Here is a 19,725-nt window from a genome sequence, read left to right on the forward strand (position 1 = left end):
GATCCTTAATCGGTATAAAAGCATTATCCAGTAGATTTACTATAGATGACACCACAATGCTAGTAAAACCATATGAATTACTAGCAAATAAGTTTAACAAAATATTGTGGTTATTTGTCTGCGTTTGTATCAGCAGGACTATTGCTATCATCCTCGTCATCATCTACAAACGCGACAGCTTCCTGTCCACGGCCTTTTTTCTCAGCGATTTGGAATGCTAAACGTTGTAAATAGATATCGCGAATTGCTGAGTAACGATCACCTTGCAATACACTTTCAACATCTAGAAGTTTAGAACGAGTATTAATCCCACCTAAAGTACGATTACCCCAGATTAAACCTGTTTGATGGTTATTATCCATTGGGTAAGTAAGCGGATTGGCATAACCTTCAGCAACATAATCAGCTGAGTGACGAAGGGTACTTGGTCCTAAAATAGGCAGCATCACATAAGGACCACTTGGAATACCGTAGTAACCTAATGTTGTACCCAAGCTTTCTTCTTCAGTTGCTAAACCTAAGCGAGTTGCAGGATCGGCTAAACCTAGAGAGGTGACTGTGTTAATAGTAAAACGACCTAAGGACTTTGCTGCACGGCTAAAGCGTCCTTGAGCAAGTTGGTTGACCGCATTCCATGGTTCACTTAAGTTTTTACGAAATAAACTATATGAGGAACGTACATCACCTGGCACTTTCTCTTTGTACTGAACTGCGATAGGTCGAGCTACATTACGGTCGATCATGTCATTAAACGCATAAATTTCACGGTTCAATGGTTGAAGTGGATCTTTTACAGCATCTGGTTGAGCTGCATTGGCATTCACTTTTAAGTCATTTTTTGTGATGTTTTTAAGCTCTTTAAGCGCTTCGATTCTTGGATGTTTTGACGTTGCTTCGTTTTCTAGTGTCGAAGAATTCTCTTGAGACGACTTATCATCTGAAACAGAGTCTGTAGAAACCGCATTGTCAGAATTCTCTTGAGTAGATAATTCGTCTTGAGCAAATACATGGCTAGTCAGACCAATGCTAAGTAAACAAGCCCAGAGTACATGATAAGGACGCATAGAATTCCTTGAAATATTCTTAAAGTAAAAGTAGTCAATAACGATATAGCTATATTAAAGACTTCATAATCGTATTCTAACAGCAGTTATTACATATGTATTAAAGCAAATTTGATTAAAAAGTGTGAATAAATATGATAAACGAACAATATTTGTTCGAACAATTAAAATAATTAAAAAAAGGGGTTGTGTTGGGTAAGGAATGCTGTAGAATGCACATCCATCGGCGGCGATGTTAAATAAAACTTCTGATAAATCAGGCACTTGATTGAGTTGTTAAGATTTCGAATTGAGATTTTAAGATGAGATTAGAGTTGGGTTTGTTAGAAAAAATAATTAACATTATTGATTGACTTTTTGGAGATAGAGAGTAGTATAGCCGACCTAGCTTGATGCTGACGAAGCATTGAGAAGATCATTAAGAGAATATGAAGAACAACTTGTGTGGATTTTTACTGATTGATTGATCGAAATATTATCATTGATTGATTGGTTTAAATTACTCGAAGTTTATTTGAGAGAATTTGTCAGTACATTGATGAGCCAGAATTGTGACCTTAAGTCACTAATGATTTTTAACTGAAGAGTTTGATCATGGCTCAGATTGAACGCTGGCGGCAGGCTTAACACATGCAAGTCGAGCGGGGGAGATTGCTTCGGTAATTGACCTAGCGGCGGACGGGTGAGTAATACTTAGGAATCTGCCTATTAATGGGGGACAACATCTCGAAAGGGATGCTAATACCGCATACGCCCTACGGGGGAAAGCAGGGGATCACTTGTGACCTTGCGTTAATAGATGAGCCTAAGTCGGATTAGCTAGTTGGTGGGGTAAAGGCCTACCAAGGCGACGATCTGTAGCGGGTCTGAGAGGATGATCCGCCACACTGGGACTGAGACACGGCCCAGACTCCTACGGGAGGCAGCAGTGGGGAATATTGGACAATGGGGGGAACCCTGATCCAGCCATGCCGCGTGTGTGAAGAAGGCCTTATGGTTGTAAAGCACTTTAAGCGAGGAGGAGGCTCTCTTGGTTAATACCCAAGATGAGTGGAGGTTACTCGCAGAATAAGCACCGGCTAACTCTGTGCCAGCAGCCGCGGTAATACAGAGGGTGCGAGCGTTAATCGGATTTACTGGGCGTAAAGCGTGCGTAGGCGGCTTTTTAAGTCGGATGTGAAATCCCCGAGCTTAACTTGGGAATTGCATTCGATACTGGGAAGCTAGAGTATGGGAGAGGATGGTAGAATTCCAGGTGTAGCGGTGAAATGCGTAGAGATCTGGAGGAATACCGATGGCGAAGGCAGCCATCTGGCCTAATACTGACGCTGAGGTACGAAAGCATGGGGAGCAAACAGGATTAGATACCCTGGTAGTCCATGCCGTAAACGATGTCTACTAGCCGTTGGGGCCTTTGAGGCTTTAGTGGCGCAGCTAACGCGATAAGTAGACCGCCTGGGGAGTACGGTCGCAAGACTAAAACTCAAATGAATTGACGGGGGCCCGCACAAGCGGTGGAGCATGTGGTTTAATTCGATGCAACGCGAAGAACCTTACCTGGTCTTGACATAGTAAGAACTTTCCAGAGATGGATTGGTGCCTTCGGGAACTTACATACAGGTGCTGCATGGCTGTCGTCAGCTCGTGTCGTGAGATGTTGGGTTAAGTCCCGCAACGAGCGCAACCCTTTTCCTTATTTGCCAGCACTTCGGGTGGGAACTTTAAGGATACTGCCAGTGACAAACTGGAGGAAGGCGGGGACGACGTCAAGTCATCATGGCCCTTACGACCAGGGCTACACACGTGCTACAATGGTCGGTACAAAGGGTTGCTACCTAGCGATAGGATGCTAATCTCAAAAAGCCGATCGTAGTCCGGATTGGAGTCTGCAACTCGACTCCATGAAGTCGGAATCGCTAGTAATCGCGGATCAGAATGCCGCGGTGAATACGTTCCCGGGCCTTGTACACACCGCCCGTCACACCATGGGAGTTTGTTGCACCAGAAGTAGGTAGTCTAACCGTAAGGAGGACGCTTACCACGGTGTGGCCGATGACTGGGGTGAAGTCGTAACAAGGTAGCCGTAGGGGAACCTGCGGCTGGATCACCTCCTTAACGAAAGATTGACGATTGGTAAGAATCCACAACAAGTTGTTCTTCATTGATGTATCTGAGGGTCTGTAGCTCAGTTGGTTAGAGCACACGCTTGATAAGCGTGGGGTCACAAGTTCAAGTCTTGTCAGACCCACCAAGTCTACTGAACACAGAAGAGCAGATATATTAAGATCTTAAGCTGGGGACTTAGCTTAGTTGGTAGAGCGCCTGCTTTGCACGCAGGAGGTCAACGGTTCGACTCCGTTAGTCTCCACCACTAATTAAAGACTAAGTGATTACAGAACTTAGTAAGCTGATAGCTTATTAAGTTCTGTGATTTATCACAGTTAACTACTCGCTGACGAGGCGGTAGTGAATCATTAACAGAATATATTTGAGTTGAAATAATTGTTTAAACTCGTTTTAGTTGATGTTAGCAAGCAATTGTTAATGTTGAGTGAAATGAGCACTAGCGATAAAACTGAATCAAGCGTTTTGGTATATGAATTAAATTGAAGCTGTATAGTGATTAAATTCACAGGCAACAAATAGAAGTGATTAAGTTCACATTGTTGATCCTCCTTGTAGGGATTAACGACTGTTTGGGGTTGTATAGTCAAGTAATTAAGTGCATGTGGTGGATGCCTTGGCAGTCAGAGGCGATGAAAGACGTAATAGCCTGCGATAAGCTTCGGGGAGGCGGCAAATATCCTGTGATCCGGAGATTTCTGAATGGGGAAACCCACTTACCATAAGGTAGGTATCGCATGATGAATACATAGTCATGCGAGGCGAACGAGGGGAAGTGAAACATCTCAGTACCCTTAGGAAAAGAAATCAATTGAGATTCCCTCAGTAGCGGCGAGCGAACGGGGATCAGCCCATTAAGTTATATGTGTTTTAGCGGAAAGCTCTGGGAAGTGCTACCGTAGAGGGTGATAGTCCCGTACACGAAAGGGCACATATAATGATGACGAGTAGGGCGAGGCACGTGAAACCTTGTCTGAATATGGGGGGACCATCCTCCAAGGCTAAATACTCCTGACTGACCGATAGTGAACCAGTACCGTGAGGGAAAGGCGAAAAGAACCCCTGTGAGGGGAGTGAAATAGATCCTGAAACCGCATGCATACAAGCAGTGGGAGCCGACTTGTTCGGTGACTGCGTACCTTTTGTATAATGGGTCAGCGACTTATATTCAGTAGCAAGGTTAACCGCATAGGGGAGCCGTAGAGAAATCGAGTCTTAATAGGGCGTTTAGTTGCTGGGTATAGACCCGAAACCGGGTGATCTATCCATGAGCAGGTTGAAGGTTGGGTAACACTAACTGGAGGACCGAACCCACTGTCGTTGAAAAGCCAGGGGATGACTTGTGGATAGGGGTGAAAGGCTAATCAAACTCGGTGATAGCTGGTTCTCCCCGAAAGCTATTTAGGTAGCGCCTCGGACGAATACCATAGGGGGTAGAGCACTGTTTCGGCTAGGGGGTCATCCCGACTTACCAAACCGATGCAAACTCCGAATACCTATGAGTACTATCCGGGAGACAGACTGCGGGTGCTAACGTCCGTAGTCAAGAGGAAAACAATCCAGACCGCCAGCTAAGGCCCCCAAATTATAGTTAAGTGGGAAACGATGTGGGAAGGCATAGACAGCTAGGAGGTTGGCTTAGAAGCAGCCACCCTTTAAAGAAAGCGTAATAGCTCACTAGTCGAGTCGGCCTGCGCGGAAGATGTAACGGGGCTAAAACTATATGCCGAAGCTGCGGATGTATACTATGTATACGTGGTAGGGGAGCGTTCTGTAAGCCGATGAAGGTGTATTGAGAAGTATGCTGGAGGTATCAGAAGTGCGAATGCTGACGTGAGTAACGACAAAACGGGTGAAAAACCCGTTCGCTGAAAGACCAAGGGTTCCAGTCCAACGTTAATCGGGGCTGGGTGAGTCGACCCCTAAGGCGAGGCCGAGAGGCGTAGTCGATGGGAAATTGGTTAATATTCCAATACTTCTGTGTAATGCGATGAGAGGACGGAGAAAGTTAAGTCAGCCTGGCGTTGGTTGTCCAGGTGAAAGGCAGTAGGCATGCATCTTAGGCAAATCCGGGGTGCTCTATGCTGAGAGCTGATAGCAAGCTAGTTTACTAGCGAAGTGGCTGATACTATGCTTCCAGGAAAAGTCTCTAAGCTTCAGTTACACAGGAATCGTACCCTAAACCGACACAGGTGGTCAGGTCGAGTAGACCAAAGCGCTTGAGAGAACTCTGCTGAAGGAACTAGGCAAAATGGTACCGTAACTTCGGGAGAAGGTACGCTGCTGACGGTGATAGGACTTGCTCCTTGAGCTATTGGCAGCCACAGAAACCAGGCCCCTGCAACTGTTTATTAAAAACATAGCACTCTGCAAACACGAAAGTGGACGTATAGGGTGTGATGCCTGCCCGGTGCTGGAAGGTTAATTGATGGGGTTAGCGTAAGCGAAGCTCTTGATCGAAGCCCCAGTAAACGGCGGCCGTAACTATAACGGTCCTAAGGTAGCGAAATTCCTTGTCGGGTAAGTTCCGACCTGCACGAATGGCATAATGATGGGGGCGCTGTCTCCAGCAGAGGCTCAGTGAAATCGAAATCGCCGTGAAGATGCGGTGTACCCGCGGCTAGACGGAAAGACCCCGTGAACCTTTACTGCAGCTTGACATTGAACTTTGATCTTACTTGTGTAGGATAGGTGGGAGGCTTTGAAGTAGTGACGCCAGTTGCTATGGAGCCATCCTTGAAATACCACCCTGGTAATATTGAGGTTCTAACTCTGTCCCGTTATCCGGGACGAGGACCATGTCTGGTGGGTAGTTTGACTGGGGCGGTCTCCTCCTAAAGAGTAACGGAGGAGTACGAAGGTGCGCTCAGCGTGGTCGGAAATCACGCGTAGAGTATAAAGGCAAAAGCGCGCTTAACTGCGAGACCCACAAGTCGAGCAGGTACGAAAGTAGGTCTTAGTGATCCGGTGGTTCTGTATGGAAGGGCCATCGCTCAACGGATAAAAGGTACTCTGGGGATAACAGGCTGATACCGCCCAAGAGTTCATATCGACGGCGGTGTTTGGCACCTCGATGTCCGCTTATCTGATCCTGGGGCTGAAGCAGGTCCCAAGGGTATGGCTGTTCGCCATTTAAAGAGGTACGCGAGCTGGGTTTAGAACGTCGTGAGACAGTTCGGTCCCTATCTACCGTGGGCGTTGGAAATTTGAGAGGATCTGCTCCTAGTACGAGAGGACCAGAGTGGACGAACCTCTGGTGTACCGGTTGTGACGCCAGTCGCATCGCCGGGTAGCTATGTTCGGAAGGGATAACCGCTGAAAGCATCTAAGCGGGAAGCCTACCTCAAGATAAGATTTCCCTAGGACTTTATGTCCTCTAAAGAGCCGTTGAAGACTACGACGTTGATAGGTTGGATGTGGAAGTGCGGTGACGCATGAAGCTGACCAATACTAATTGCTCGTGAGGCTTGACTATACAACACCCAAGCAGTTGTATATGAAGCATCATTTGATTCATAAAAGATCAAACATACTTGATTTAGTTGAAAAGCTAGTTACAATACCCAACTCAAATGTTCTGTTAAACTCATTTGGTACGAAGTAAGGCATTTAAATAAGACCCGAACAAGTCCATAACAGTTTGCTGGCGACAATAGCAAGAGTGAACCACCTGATCCCTTCCCGAACTCAGAAGTGAAACCTCTTAGCGCTGATGGTAGTGTGGGGTTACCCATGTGAGAGTAAGTCATCGCCAGCTTTTAAATCTAAAACACCCCGATCTCTAGAGAGCGGGGTGTTTTTTTATGCGTATTATTTTAAGTGTTTTATTATTTTTAAAGACATAAATATAAAATCTAGACCAAGAATTTCTTATTATTAAATGATAAATTAATTGTTTTATCTAATATGTAAAAAATATAGGAATATAAAAAATGCCAGAATACACCTTGCCGCATTTTGGAACACTGCAATTAGAATCACTAGAAGAATATTACCAAGTTGATCTTGAGCTTAATGGCAAAGCCGTTCAAGTTGATTTAAATTTTGAAGCGAATACTTTAGATGTAGAAACTTTTGAACGAGTTAAGTCTTTTATTGAAAATATAGAAAAATTTGATCAAAAAAACCAAGATTATATTCAACAAGATTTTGAAAATGAAAAGGAAGGGACTGTTAAAGAATATGTGGATTTTCATATTGAAGAATTAGGCGATGATTTCTTAGAAAAAATTGGGATTTCTAATCCAATAGACAAAGCACAGCAGTTTTTAACCAAATTATATTTAACAAGAGTTGGGCTTTATCCAGATGGAAAGTATGATACATCGTATTTTGCTGTCTTTGATTACACTACAAATAGAGACTTAACTGATCAGTTAATCGTCGTTAAAACAGATGATCACGGTAATTTGGATCATTTAAGTTGGGAAAGCTAACGATGCAGTAAAGTGAAGCAGCCGTATTTAGAAGTCTATAGATTCTAAAACAATGTAGGTATAAAAAACAAAACCCCATCATGGTGACGGGGTTTCTTCGTATTGATGCGTTAGATCTAACTTTTGTTAAATTCCACACCTTATCTTTAAAGTTTCAATCCAATAAACTCATGACATCATCTTCAGATAATTTCACTTCATTTTCATGATCAATACTTAGAATAGATTTGGCAAGATCAGCTTTATTTTTCTGTAAGGCTAAAATCTTTTCTTCAATACTCTGGTTGGTAATCAACTTATAAACAAATACAGGTTTATCTTGACCAATACGCCATGCACGATCAGACGCTTGATCTTCAGCGGCTGGATTCCACCAAGGGTCATAATGAATCACTGTATCAGCAGCAGTGAGATTAAGCCCGACACCGCCTGCTTTTAAACTGATGAGGAAAACAGGAATATCGCCTGCTTGGAATGCCGTGATCACTTCATCACGTTTCTTGGTTTGTCCAGTAAGTTTTACATTTCGAATATTTAAGGCTTTTAAATGCTCTTCAATAAGTTGTAGCATCGTGGTGAATTGAGAGAAGATTAAAATCTTACGCCCTTCCTCAACCATATCTTGAACCATTTCCAATAAATGATCTAATTTTGCTGATTCAACATTTTGATTTTTGACTTGATCAAGCTGTAAAAGGCTTGGATGGCAGCAAACTTGTCGAAGCTTAAGTAATGCACTTAAAATTTGAATCTGACTACGATGGAAGCCTTTAGCTGCAATCAACTCACGAATATTCTTTTGCATTGTTGCACGAACAGCTTCGTAGAGCTTGGATTGCTGTTCATTCATATCAATATTGACTTCAATCGTGGTTTTTTCAGGAAGCTCTTTCGCCACCTCTGTTTTTAAACGACGCAACATAAACGGTTTAATACGAGAAATGAGTTTGGTTTTAACCTGAAGATCTGCATGTTTCTCGATAGGATTACGATATTTTTTATTAAACAATTCCTGACTATATAAAAAACCAGGCATCAAGAAATGGAACAATGACCATAATTCGCCCAAATGGTTTTCCATCGGTGTGCCAGTTAAGCATAGACGATGTTTTGCTTTGATTTGTCGTACAATTTGAGAGGCTTTGGCCCGAGGGTTTTTAATGTTTTGCGCTTCATCTAAAATCAATAAATGATATTGATAGGGCAGTAAAAATTCTTCATCACGGCCCAAAAGCGGGTAGGTGCTGAGCACAATATCTACATTTTTAATCTCTTGAAAATGCTCAACTCGGTCATGTCCTTGTAAGACCAAAACTTTTAATTCAGGGGTGAATTTCTCCGCTTCTTTACGCCAGTTATGCATTAAAGATGTTGGTGCAATAATCAAGGCTGGGCGTTGATTTAATCGGCCTGCCTGCTTTTCTAATAGAATATGTGCAAGTGTTTGTGCAGTTTTACCGAGTCCCATATCATCGGCAAGGATACCGCCATGTTCAGTTTCGCGTAAAAACTGTAGCCATGCTAAACCTTGTTGTTGATATGGGCGTAGTTCGCCTTGGAAACCTTGTGGTGTACAGATTTGATCTTGATAACTATTTTGAAGCTTTTCAGCAAATATTTTCAGACGCTCATTGGTACGCCAAGGCATGCCTAAATGATGCTGTAAATCTAAGAATTGAGCGGCATCGTATTGATCTAATGTTGCAGATTCAGGATGTCGTAAAATTTCTTTTAAATAGATCAGAATGGGCTTAATTTCTTGATTTCTAAGTGCCAGTTGAGTTTGAGCTTCTTTTAAATGAACAATTAAGAAGCTGTCACTATCCATTTTTTCAATATAGTCATCTTCTAAAAGATGTGGATTATGCTGTATTGCATAGCCAAGAAGATCAATCAGGTTATAGGTGTTGCCATTCATATCCTGAATCGTCGCACCGACATTAAACCAGTCTTGTTTTTTTTCAGATTCGTTCAATGAGAGTTGCAGGTTTTGTGTTGCACTTAAATTGAACTGACTATCTAGGGTATGTTCAACTTTCCAGCCGAGACCTTCGATTTTATTTTCAGGAACCAGTTGCTCAACCCAAGCCATTGGATCGGCATAAACAATTGAGTTTTCACTGATGTCATCAAAAGCAGGGCGTTTGCTTTTTGGTAGCTTGGTAATCCGTTGCATGGATTTAACTGAATGAATTAATTCATCAATATGTTTCTTTTCAGCAACTAAATCGCGTTGTTGTCGAACCGCTTTTTCATCAATATTGATAATGAAACTGTCATCAGGGAAACCCGCTTTAATTCGTCCAGCTGAGTATTCAAATTCAATTTCAGCAATTGCATAATGATGCATATGACCAAGACGATCATATTGCGGATGTGTTCCAAAACGTAAAATAGGTGTGGGTTTACCTTTTAATATTTCTATACTTTGTGCAAATGGTGCTTGAGGTAAATCTTCAAAAAATGCATAGGGTTGAATCACTTGTTCAAATTCAGCCATTAATTCCACAGGCATTTGTGGCATATTCAGCAATTCTTCGATCATTTCACTAGAATACGAAGACTCAAGTATACCGACTTGGTTTTTAAGGGTATCGAGATAACTTAATGGATGAGAATGAATAATATAAATTTGTTCAGCATGGTCCGGTGAAATTTCTAGATGATTTTCATCAAAAAATTGTGCCTTGAGTTTTTCTGTTTGCTGTTCTGTACGCGTTTGCCAGTTGAATTCAATTTTATAAACTTGGTCAGACCATGTTAAAGGTAATCTTTGTACATCTAGTGCGTAACAAGCGCTACTTTGAATAGCCGTTCTTAGATGTTCTTGATAGATTCCTGAAATATCCCATGACGCTGGATAAAAATGAACATCGCTAAAATTTAGCTTAGCGAAAAAGTACAAATGACTAAAGATTTTCTTTTCTTCTTTACTCACTTTAAGACGTTCATTTAATACATTGTCATAGCTGGTGTAGAGTGCAGTATCTCTAATTTTTCCATCTTTGTTACGACGAACTTTAAAAACACTAAGTTGTAATTTGGCGGTGTTATTTTTTGGTTGGAAAATATAAATAAGTTGGTGCTGTACTGGCGTTTCAGTGCGTTGAACTTGTGCCAATTGTTGTTTAAATTGAGCGAGCCAAGCTTTTGCCGTGGTGTGGGTAGAACTATTTGTTGTGGTTTGAGCTTGGTCTAATGGGTTTAGTTTTTGACGTGCGGCTGGGTTGGAAAGTTGTTGATCATAAAAATAACGTGCAAGTGCAGCCGAATGCTTACAATCGTAACCAACAGGGCAACTACAGTCGGTATCCACAATTTTATTTGTTAAAGGATTATAGATAACAGCCGTTTCATAATAATCCGTTCCCTGAATTTGTGCTTCGATGACTAAATTATCCCGATCAGGGTAGACCTCTAAGGATTTTAGATCAATTTTTTTGACATAACTCAAGCTTCTTTGAATGGTTGCAGGGTTAAAACGTGATAAAAATTGATTCAATGTCGCCATTATTTATAGAGCTAAAAATTAAAAGGAAATTACTAACAGTGTAACGGATTTTTGATCATGAATCTGAAATTAATATATGAGTTTTGATCAAAAATGACATGTTTTTAAATACAAATTGATCGTTTCTGCAACTTTAAATTAAATAAAATCTGTCAGTATAAGTTTTTCAAAATAATGCTGGGAAGCAAATCAAGATGAAGCATAATCCAATTTACTATACAGATCAGCATTTTGCATTTGCAGATTCCATTCGAAAGTTTGTTCAAAAAGAATTAATGCCACATATCAATCAATGGGAAGAGGCAGAAACCTTTCCAAAAGAACTTTATAAAAAAGCCGCAGATATCGGCTTATTGGGGATAGGTTTTGACGAAAACTATGGGGGAATTCCAGAAACCGATGCTTTTCATGTGTTGTTGTCTTCGATTGAGTTAGCCAAAACAGGTTCAGGTGGTTTATGTGCCTCCTTATTGTCACACTCGATTGGCGCACCTCCAATCAATCATTTTGCTTCAGATGAGATTAAACAAACTGTACTGACTCAAATCTTGGCAGGCGAAAAAATTTCAGCGTTGGCGATTACTGAACCCACGGGTGGGTCTGATGTAGCAGCACTTAAAACCAAAGCTGTACGGGATGGTCAAGACTATATTGTCAGTGGCGAAAAAACCTTTATTACATCGGGCATTCGTGCGGATTATTATACCGTTGCAGTACGTACAGATCCTGATGCCAAAGGCCCGAATGGTATCTCGATGTTATTGATGGATGCCCATAGTGACGGCATAAGCAAATCAAAACTCGACAAAATGGGATGGTGGGCTTCGGATACAGCTCATCTCCATTTTGATCAAGTTCGTGTTCCTGCAAGCAATTTGTTGGGGGCAGAAAATATGGGTTTCCTTGTGATTATGAATAACTTCAATATGGAGCGGTTTTTTCTTGCTGCCAGTAGTTATGGTTTTGCATTAGCCTGTTATGAAGAAGCATTGGAATGGGCACAAGAACGAAAAACCTTTGGTAAACGTTTAGTTGATCATCAAGTGGTTCGGCATAAATTAGTCGATATGGCGACTCGCTTAACCACAACACTTGCTTTGTTGGAGGATACTGCTTATCGCTTAGGGAAGCCTGAAATGCAGGGCAATGAGTTGATTGCGCAAATCTGTATGCTTAAAAATGTGGCCACTCAAACTATGCAGTTTTGTGCCGATGCAGCTGTACAAACTTTAGGGGGCATGGGCTTTATGCGAGGCACTAAGTCTGAACGGATTTACCGTGATGTTAAAGTCAATATGATTGGTGGTGGGGCGGAAGAAATTATGAAAGACCTCGCGAGTCGTCAATTGGGCTATTAGAAAATCGAGAATGGATTAAACTAGAACTGTACACAATAAATCGCAATAAAAATAAGCAGGGAACAACAAGATATGGATCATTTAAATAACCCGATTTACTACACCGCTGAGCATCGTGCATTTGCAGACAGTGTGAAGAAATTTGTTGAAAAAGAGATTTCTCCTTTTGTGAATGAATGGGATGAGGCTGAAACTTTTCCTCGTGCGCTTTATCAAAAGGCTGCTGCAATTGGTCTATTGGGTTTAGGCTTTGATGATGAGCATGGGGGAATCTCAGATGCAGATGCATTTCATGTGTTCTTAGCCGCAGTTGAAACAGCCAAAGCTGGCTCTGGTGGCGTACATATTTCTTTGATGATTCATACCATTGGTACACCACCAATTCATCATTTTGCCCAGCCGCATATTCGTGACAAGGTGATGCCACAAATTATTTCAGGCGAAAAAATTTCTGCACTTGCGATTACTGAACCAAGCGGCGGTTCTGATGTTGCTGCATTACAAACCAAAGCAATCCGTGAAGGTGATTTTTATCTGGTGAGTGGTGAAAAAACCTTTATTACTTCAGGTATGCGCGCAGATTATTATACGGTAGCGGTGAGAACCGATCCTGAAAATAAAGGTGCGAGTGGTATTTCGATGTTATTGGTCGATGCACACAGTGATGGCATCACTAAATCACCTTTAAAGAAAATGGGTTGGTGGGCATCAGATACTGCTCATTTGCATTTTGACCAAGTGAAAGTTCCTGTAGAAAATCTTCTTGGTGAAGAAAATGCAGGCTTTAAGGTCATTATGAAGAACTTCAATATGGAGCGCTTTTGGTTAGCCTCTATGGCCTATGGTTATGCCTTGGTCTGTTATCAAGAGGCTTTAGAGTGGTCTAAAGCGCGGAAGACTTTTGGAAAACGCTTAGTTGATCATCAAGTGGTACGTCATAAGTTGGTTGATATGGCGACGCGTTTAACCACAACTCGGGCATTATTGGAGGATACTGCTTATCGTATGGGGCAGGCTGAACTACAGGGCAGTGATTTAATTGCACAAATTTGTATGTCAAAAAATATCGCAACCCAAACCATGCAGTTCTGTGCAGATGCAGCAGTGCAAACCTTGGGTGGTATGGGCTTTATGCGAGGGACTAAATCCGAGCGTATTTATCGTGAAGTCAAAGTAAATATGATCGGTGGCGGTGCTGAAGAAATCATGAAAGATTTGATTAGTAAGCAGTTGGGGTTTTAATGACGCATTTTTGAATGATAAAAACTTACAATGTTGATTTTTGCTGAAAAAATAACCATGGTATGATATATACCAATGGTTATTATCAATTTAAGGAGTCCTTATGGAAGTAGCAAAGATTTTTCAATCAGGACGTAGCCAAGCTATTCGTTTACCTAAAGCATTTCGTTTTGAGGGTAAAGAAGTTGTGGTTAAACACTTTGGTAATGGTGTTTTACTCTTACCTTTAAATAATCCTTGGGAAATTATGCAAGAGGCTGTGTTTGAGTTTGAAGATGGTTTTTTGCTTGAGCGGGAAGATCAAGGCATTCAAAGTCGAGAAGAATTATTGTGATTTACTTACTTGATACCAATATCTGTATTTATATTATTAACAACAAACCAGCACATGTATTTGAAAAATTTAAACAATATCAATTAGGCCAGCTGTCAATTTCAAGTATTAGTGCTTCGGAGTTGGCTTTTGGGGTAGAAAAGTCAGGGTCTCTGCGAAATAAAAATGCTTTGGATAAATTTTTAGTTCCTTTAGATGTTCTTCCCTATGATGAAAATGCAATTTGGCATTATGCAAAATTAAGACAATCATTACAGTCTAAAGGACAAATGATTGGTAGCTTAGATATGTTAATCGCAGCACATGCGTTAGCATTAGATACTGTTTTGGTGACAAATAATATGAAAGAATTTGAACGAATTGATGGATTAAAATTAGAAAATTGGGTTTGAACGTTAATTTTTGAAAGAATTATCTACTTATTAAGTAAGTTGAATCATCTGTCCACCTGAAATTCTTATATTAGGTTTGTATTACTTATGAATTGCCATTTCCAAAACGATTTCAGTCAGTTCATCTAAGCTCATTTTACCATTGGGATTATACCAAGTGACGGTCCAAGCAATCGCACCGCCCAACAAACGGCGCCAAATAAAAGCATCATGCTGAATTTTGCCGAGGTCGCGTAATTTCTCAATCACATCGAACCAGATATCCTCATAATCATTTCGCAGTTTAAGAAGTTCATCTTGTCGTTGTTTTGACAATGCAAACCATTCATAAACTAAAACAGCCATGGCTGAACCGGTATCTCCAGTAATCGAAATTAACTCAGCTTTGATCAAGTGTTTTAACTGTTGTTCAGCATCATCCGATTTTTGGATTGCATCAAGCATACGGGCATGATTGTAAATAATGGTTTCATGCATGACATTGGCAAGAATATCATCCTTGCTTTTAAAATGATGAAACAAGCTACCCGATTGAATTCCAATGAAATTTGCTAACTCACGAACTGTAGTTTTGGCATAACCTTGCTTATGAAATAAATAAGCAGCACCAAGTAATAAACGACCTTTAGGGCTGTCATCAAAACATGCGATTGGTTGGATATCATCGATTGAGTGAGCAATCATCGGATCATTTTTTCCATAAAGTTAAGCAAATTATTCATTGTTTAAAACGTGTTTTAGCACATTTGCCAATTCAGGATAACATTTTGCCCTTTACAAACCAAGCGCTTGCTTGGTAGATTGGCGTATAAATTTTATTCAGAACAATGAAAACAAGATAGGTGTGAAAATGGAAGATCAACGTATTGTGAAAATTGGATGTGCTTCAGGTTTCTGGGGGGACACCAATACCGCAGCATTTCAGTTGGTACATTTGTCTGACATCAATTATTTGGTTTTTGATTACCTTTCAGAAATCACCATGTCTATCATGGCAAAAGCGATGATGACCAATCCAGAACATGGTTATGCTTTGGATTTTGTCAGTCGGGTGATGACACCGCTGCTTAAAAAAATCAGTGATAAAAAAATAAAAGTGATTAGCAATGCTGGTGGTGTTAATCCATTGGCATGTCGTGATGCCTTGCAGAAAGTGCTTGAAGCACAAGGATTGGATTTAAAAATTGCAGTGGTATTGGGGGATGACCTAATGCCACAACAAGCCGAATTAAACACACAAAATATTAAAGAGATGTTTAGTGGCGAAGATTTGCCTAGCCAATTAGCCAGTTGTAACGCATATCTAGGAGCTGTTCCAATTCGAGACGCACTTGATCAAGGTGCAGATATTGTCATCACTGGGCGAGTGGTGGATTCAGCTGTGGTGCTTGCACCTTTGTTGCATGAATATCAATGGTCCTTAGAGGATTATGACAAGCTGTCCCAAGGTTCTTTAGCAGGGCATATCATTGAGTGTGGTGCACAATGTACAGGTGGCAATTTCACGGATTGGCGCTTAGTACAAGGCTTTGACAATATGGGGTTTCCAATTGTTGAAGTGAAAGCAGATGCATCATTTATCGTGACTAAACCAAAAGGAACTGGTGGACTGGTTTCGGTTGCAACTGTTGCTGAACAAGTTGTCTATGAAATTGGTAATCCACAAGCGTATTTATTGCCCGATGTTACTGCAGATTTTAGCAAAGTGAAATTAGAACAGGTGGGTGAAGATCGAGTTTTAGTGATTGGCGCAAAAGGTAGAGCACCGACACAACAATATAAAGTCAGTGCAACCTATCCTGATGGTTATCGTGTCTTGGTGAGTTTCCTGATTGCAGGACGCGAAGCCCCTGAAAAAGCCCAAGTAATTGCAGATGCAATATTAACTAAGTGTGAGCGTGTTTTAGCATTACGTTCAGTTCCACCATTCTTAGAAAAATCAGTTGAAATATTGGGTATTGAAAGTACCTATGGTGCAAATGCGCAGCAGATCAATAGTCGAGAAGTGGTTGTCAAAATCGCTGTAAAGCACATGTTTAAAGAAGCATGTATGTTCTTTGCTTCTGAAATTGCCCAAGCATCTACCGGAATGGCACCTGCATTGGCTGGAATTGTTGGGGGGCGTCCCAAAGCTTCTCCTGTGATTAAGTTGTTCTCGTTTTTAGTGGATAAATCAAAACTAAGTGTTGCGATCGACATCAATGGTCAGCGTCAAAATATACAGATTCCATCAGGTTGCTCAGATCAATCTTTTGATGTTGTTGCAGTGGGTGAGGTTGCTCAATTTACGGGTCAGGAGATTGAAGTTCCTTTAGTTGAAATTGCCCATGCTCGGAGTGGCGATAAAGGCAATCATAGCAATATTGGAGTGATCGCACGTCAGCCTGAATATCTACCCTGGATTCGCGCCAATTTGACTGAGGAAAAGGTCAAAGAATATATGCAGCATGTTTTAGACCCTGAAAAGTCTAAAGTGATTCGTTATGAAATCACAGGGTTTAATGCCTTAAATTTTATGCTGGAAAATGCCTTAGGTGGTGGAGGAATTGCCAGTTTACGTATTGATCCACAAGGTAAAGCTTTTGCTCAGCAGCTTTTAGATATGCCAGTCAAAATCCCAGCGAGTTTAAAGTCCTTCTAATCCTTGTTTATGAACGTGGGGTGAATTCCTCGCTTTTTAAAAGGGAGCTTGGAGCGGGATTTAAGCAAGTTAAAAGACAACAATTTGGATATAAAAATGCATTATCACTCAATATTTAGATCGGATGCTTTTCAGGACCAAGTCATCATTGTGACCGGTGGTGGTTCGGGTATAGGACGCTGTACTGCTCATGAACTGGCTGCTTTAGGGGCTCAAGTGGTGATTACAGGGCGAAAAATTGAAAAGCTGGAAAATGTCAGCAAAGAAATCATCGAAGATGGTGGCAAAGTTCATTTTATCGTTTGTGATAATCGCGAAGAACACAACGTGAAAGAGATGATTGCTGAAGTGATTGAAAAATTTGGCAGACTTGATGGGCTTGTTAATAACGCTGGCGGTCAGTTTCCCTCAAATTTAGAAGGCATTTCTGCCAACGGTTTTGATGCTGTGGTACGCAACAATCTGCATTCAACTTTCTACTTAATGAAAGAAGCCTATAACCAGTGGATGGCAAAACATGGTGGCAGTATTGTCAATATGGCAGCCGATATGTGGGGTGGCATGCCGGGGATGGGACACTCTGGTGCAGCCCGTGCTGGGGTAGATAATTTAACCAAAACAGCAGCGGTGGAATGGGGACGTTCTGGGGTACGTGTTAACTGTGTTGCACCTGGTTGGGTTGTTTCTTCAGGAATGGACAATTACACCGGTGATTTTGCCAAATTTATTATTCCAAGTTTGGCGGGGAATGTACCCCTGAAACGAATGGGGACCGAATCTGAAATTTCTTCTGCTATTTGTTATTTACTTTCAGAAGCAGCAGGTTTTATTTCTGGCATGACGATTCGTATTGATGGCGCTGCATCCTTAGGCACTCGAATGTATCCATTGGCAGATGCTTCGAATAGCGAGTCGTTTAATGGCTTCCATCGTGCCTTTATTCCAGATGTATTAAAACAACAATTGAGTGATCAAACCAATAACCAACAGACAGGAGAAAATTCATGACTGTTCTCCAATCCGAAATTGCAGTTGGTAGTGAGCAATTTGAACAGAACAAGCAGGCATTACTTGCTCAAATTGCCGAAGTGCGTGCAGTACAAAATAAGAATATTGAAAAATCTTATGCAGCCAAACCCAAATTTGACAAGAAAGGCAAAATTTTACCGCATGAACGTGTCCGTTTAGCTCTTGATGCTGATTCACCATTTGTTGAACTGTGTGGCTTGGTGGGTTATGGCATGCATGATGATAAAGATGGTTCAGATGCAGGTGGTGGGATTATTTCAGGGATCGGTTTTGTCAGCGGTGTTCGTTGTCTGATTTCAGCAAGTAACAGTGCAATCAAAGGCGGAACAATGTCACCGATGGGGGTACAAAAAACCTTACGTCTTCAAGCAATCGCTTTTGAACAGAAATTACCGATGTTGACTCTCACTGAAAGTGGGGGTGCCAACTTAAATTACGCTGCTGAAGTATTTACTTATGGTGGAATGACCTTTGCCAATCAGGCACGACTGTCTGCTGCAGGCTTACCCCAAGTCTCCGTGGTACATGGCAATGCAACTGCGGGTGGAGCGTATCAACCGGGTCTATCTGATTATGTGATTGCAGTTCGTAAGCAAACTGAGATGTTACTCGCAGGGCCACCTTTACTTTTGGCGGCAACCGGAGAAGTGGCAACTGCAGAGGAACTCGGTGGTGCAGAAATGCATGCACAGGTTGCTGGAACAGCAGAATTTTTAGCCGAGAATGATGCCGATGGAATTCGTATTGCTCGTGAGGTTTTTGAGCATCTTAACTGGAAAGAGCAAACTCAAAAGTTAAACTTAAGCTATAAAGAGCCACGTTATCCTGCCGAGGAGCTCTTAGGGATCATTCCTGCAAGTCCGAAGCAGCCTTTTGACATGAAAGATGTGATTGCACGAATTGTTGATGACTCTGAATTCTTTGAAGTAAAACAAGAATATGATGCATTGACCGTGTGTGGCTGGGCAAAAATTGGTGGATTACATATCGGAATTATCACCAACAATGGACCGATTACCCCACAAGGCGCCACCAAAGCTGCACAGTTCATTCACCTCTGTGAACAGACCAAACGTCCATTACTGTTTTTACATAACACCACAGGCTTTATGGTCGGAACTGATGCTGAACAGAACGGCATTATTAAGCATGGTTCGAAATTGATTCAGGCCGTTGCCAATACCACTGTACCGAAAATTTCTATTGTTGTGGCAGGTTCCTATGGCGCGGGCAATTACGCGATGTGTGGACGTCCATTATCACCGCAATTTATTTTTGCATGGCCAAACTCGCATGTAGCGGTGATGGGTTCAGCTCAGGCTGGCAAGGTATTACGTATCGTAGCGGAAGGAAAGCAAAAAGCTTCAGGGATGGAGCCTAACGAGCAGATGCTAGATTTCTTAGAGCAAAGTACAGCAGCAAAATTAGAACAGCAGTCAACCGCCTTATTTAATACGGCCATGTTGCATGATGATGGAATTATCGACCCGCGTGATACACGCAAAGTCCTGATCTTCTTATTAGAAACAATTTATGAAGCAGAACATCGCAAACTAAATCCAATACGATTTGGTGTATCGAGGCTTTAAAAATC

At 41.6% G+C, this 19,725-nt stretch carries 11 protein-coding genes, 2 tRNA genes and 3 rRNA genes; 13 read left to right on the forward strand and 3 right to left on the reverse strand.

The genetic code is table 11. The features are described 5' to 3' along the window. Positions 1–110 precede the first annotated feature (110 nt). A complete protein-coding gene (locus CQZ96_RS16585) occupies positions 111–1,064 on the reverse strand; it encodes a VacJ family lipoprotein (protein ID WP_004726001.1) in 954 nt (317 codons plus the stop codon). A gap of 576 nt (positions 1,065–1,640) precedes the next feature. On the opposite strand from CQZ96_RS16585, the gene CQZ96_RS16590 reads away from it, so the two are divergent. The 6 genes from CQZ96_RS16590 (at position 1,641) to CQZ96_RS16615 (ending at position 7,624) form a co-directional block, all read left to right on the forward strand. Further along, positions 1,641–3,179 (forward strand): 16S ribosomal RNA (locus tag CQZ96_RS16590). 59 nt (positions 3,180–3,238) lie between these two features. Beyond that, positions 3,239–3,315: transfer RNA gene (locus CQZ96_RS16595), tRNA-Ile, on the forward strand. A gap of 44 nt (positions 3,316–3,359) precedes the next feature. Further along, positions 3,360–3,435, forward strand: a tRNA-Ala gene (locus CQZ96_RS16600). Between the two features lie 337 nt (positions 3,436–3,772). Then, positions 3,773–6,663 (forward strand): 23S ribosomal RNA (locus tag CQZ96_RS16605). A gap of 167 nt (positions 6,664–6,830) precedes the next feature. Continuing rightward, positions 6,831–6,945 (forward strand): 5S ribosomal RNA (gene rrf / locus CQZ96_RS16610). The 16S, 23S and 5S rRNA genes sit together here with 2 tRNA genes alongside, the layout of an rRNA operon. 175 nt (positions 6,946–7,120) lie before the next feature. Further along, a complete protein-coding gene (locus CQZ96_RS16615; RefSeq protein ID WP_105714476.1) occupies positions 7,121–7,624 on the forward strand; it encodes a DUF2004 domain-containing protein in 504 nt (167 codons plus the stop codon). 154 nt (positions 7,625–7,778) lie between these two features. On the opposite strand, the gene CQZ96_RS16620 is transcribed toward CQZ96_RS16615, so the two are convergent. Then, a complete protein-coding gene (locus CQZ96_RS16620; protein WP_105714475.1) occupies positions 7,779–11,135 on the reverse strand; it encodes a DEAD/DEAH box helicase in 3,357 nt (1,118 codons plus the stop codon). 194 nt (positions 11,136–11,329) lie between these two features. On the opposite strand from CQZ96_RS16620, the gene CQZ96_RS16625 reads away from it, so the two are divergent. From CQZ96_RS16625 to vapC, 4 genes are all read left to right on the forward strand, one after another. Further along, the gene (locus CQZ96_RS16625) at positions 11,330–12,493 is read left to right on the forward strand and encodes an acyl-CoA dehydrogenase family protein (RefSeq protein WP_056515669.1); all 1,164 of its coding nucleotides are present in this window, start codon (positions 11,330–11,332) and stop codon (positions 12,491–12,493) included. Between the two features lie 72 nt (positions 12,494–12,565). Then, positions 12,566–13,735, forward strand: coding sequence for an acyl-CoA dehydrogenase family protein (locus tag CQZ96_RS16630; protein ID WP_004817883.1), 1,170 nt, complete (start codon positions 12,566–12,568; stop codon positions 13,733–13,735). A 103-nt stretch (positions 13,736–13,838) separates the two neighbouring features. After that, complete coding sequence (locus CQZ96_RS16635; protein WP_105714474.1) at positions 13,839–14,069, forward strand: antitoxin; 231 nt, start codon at positions 13,839–13,841, stop codon at positions 14,067–14,069. Further along, positions 14,066–14,461 (forward strand): type II toxin-antitoxin system tRNA(fMet)-specific endonuclease VapC, encoded by a 396-nt coding sequence (gene vapC, locus CQZ96_RS16640; RefSeq protein WP_105714473.1) that lies wholly within the window; start codon positions 14,066–14,068, stop codon positions 14,459–14,461. The genes CQZ96_RS16635 and vapC overlap by 4 nt, the downstream gene beginning before the upstream one ends. Before the next feature lie 81 nt (positions 14,462–14,542). On the opposite strand, the gene CQZ96_RS16645 is transcribed toward vapC, so the two are convergent. Beyond that, positions 14,543–15,145 (reverse strand): TetR/AcrR family transcriptional regulator, encoded by a 603-nt coding sequence (locus tag CQZ96_RS16645; RefSeq protein ID WP_105714472.1) that lies wholly within the window; start codon positions 15,143–15,145, stop codon positions 14,543–14,545. 166 nt (positions 15,146–15,311) lie between these two features. Between CQZ96_RS16645 and CQZ96_RS16650 the strand changes: the two genes are divergently transcribed. From CQZ96_RS16650 to CQZ96_RS16660, 3 genes are all read left to right on the forward strand, one after another. Continuing rightward, positions 15,312–17,102, forward strand: coding sequence for an acyclic terpene utilization AtuA family protein (locus tag CQZ96_RS16650; protein ID WP_105714471.1), 1,791 nt, complete (start codon positions 15,312–15,314; stop codon positions 17,100–17,102). Positions 17,103–17,198: 96 nt separating this feature from the next. Next, on the forward strand, positions 17,199–18,110 hold the full coding sequence (locus CQZ96_RS16655) for an SDR family oxidoreductase (RefSeq protein ID WP_004817877.1): 912 nt from the start codon (positions 17,199–17,201) through the stop codon (positions 18,108–18,110). Further along, complete coding sequence (locus CQZ96_RS16660) at positions 18,107–19,720, forward strand: acyl-CoA carboxylase subunit beta (protein WP_096735136.1); 1,614 nt, start codon at positions 18,107–18,109, stop codon at positions 19,718–19,720. Before CQZ96_RS16655 ends, CQZ96_RS16660 begins: the two co-directional genes overlap by 4 nt. Positions 19,721–19,725: the final 5 nt, after the last annotated feature.

Source organism: Acinetobacter sp. MYb10, assembly GCF_002980175.2.
In the GTDB taxonomy this organism is placed as follows: domain Bacteria; phylum Pseudomonadota; class Gammaproteobacteria; order Pseudomonadales; family Moraxellaceae; genus Acinetobacter; species Acinetobacter guillouiae.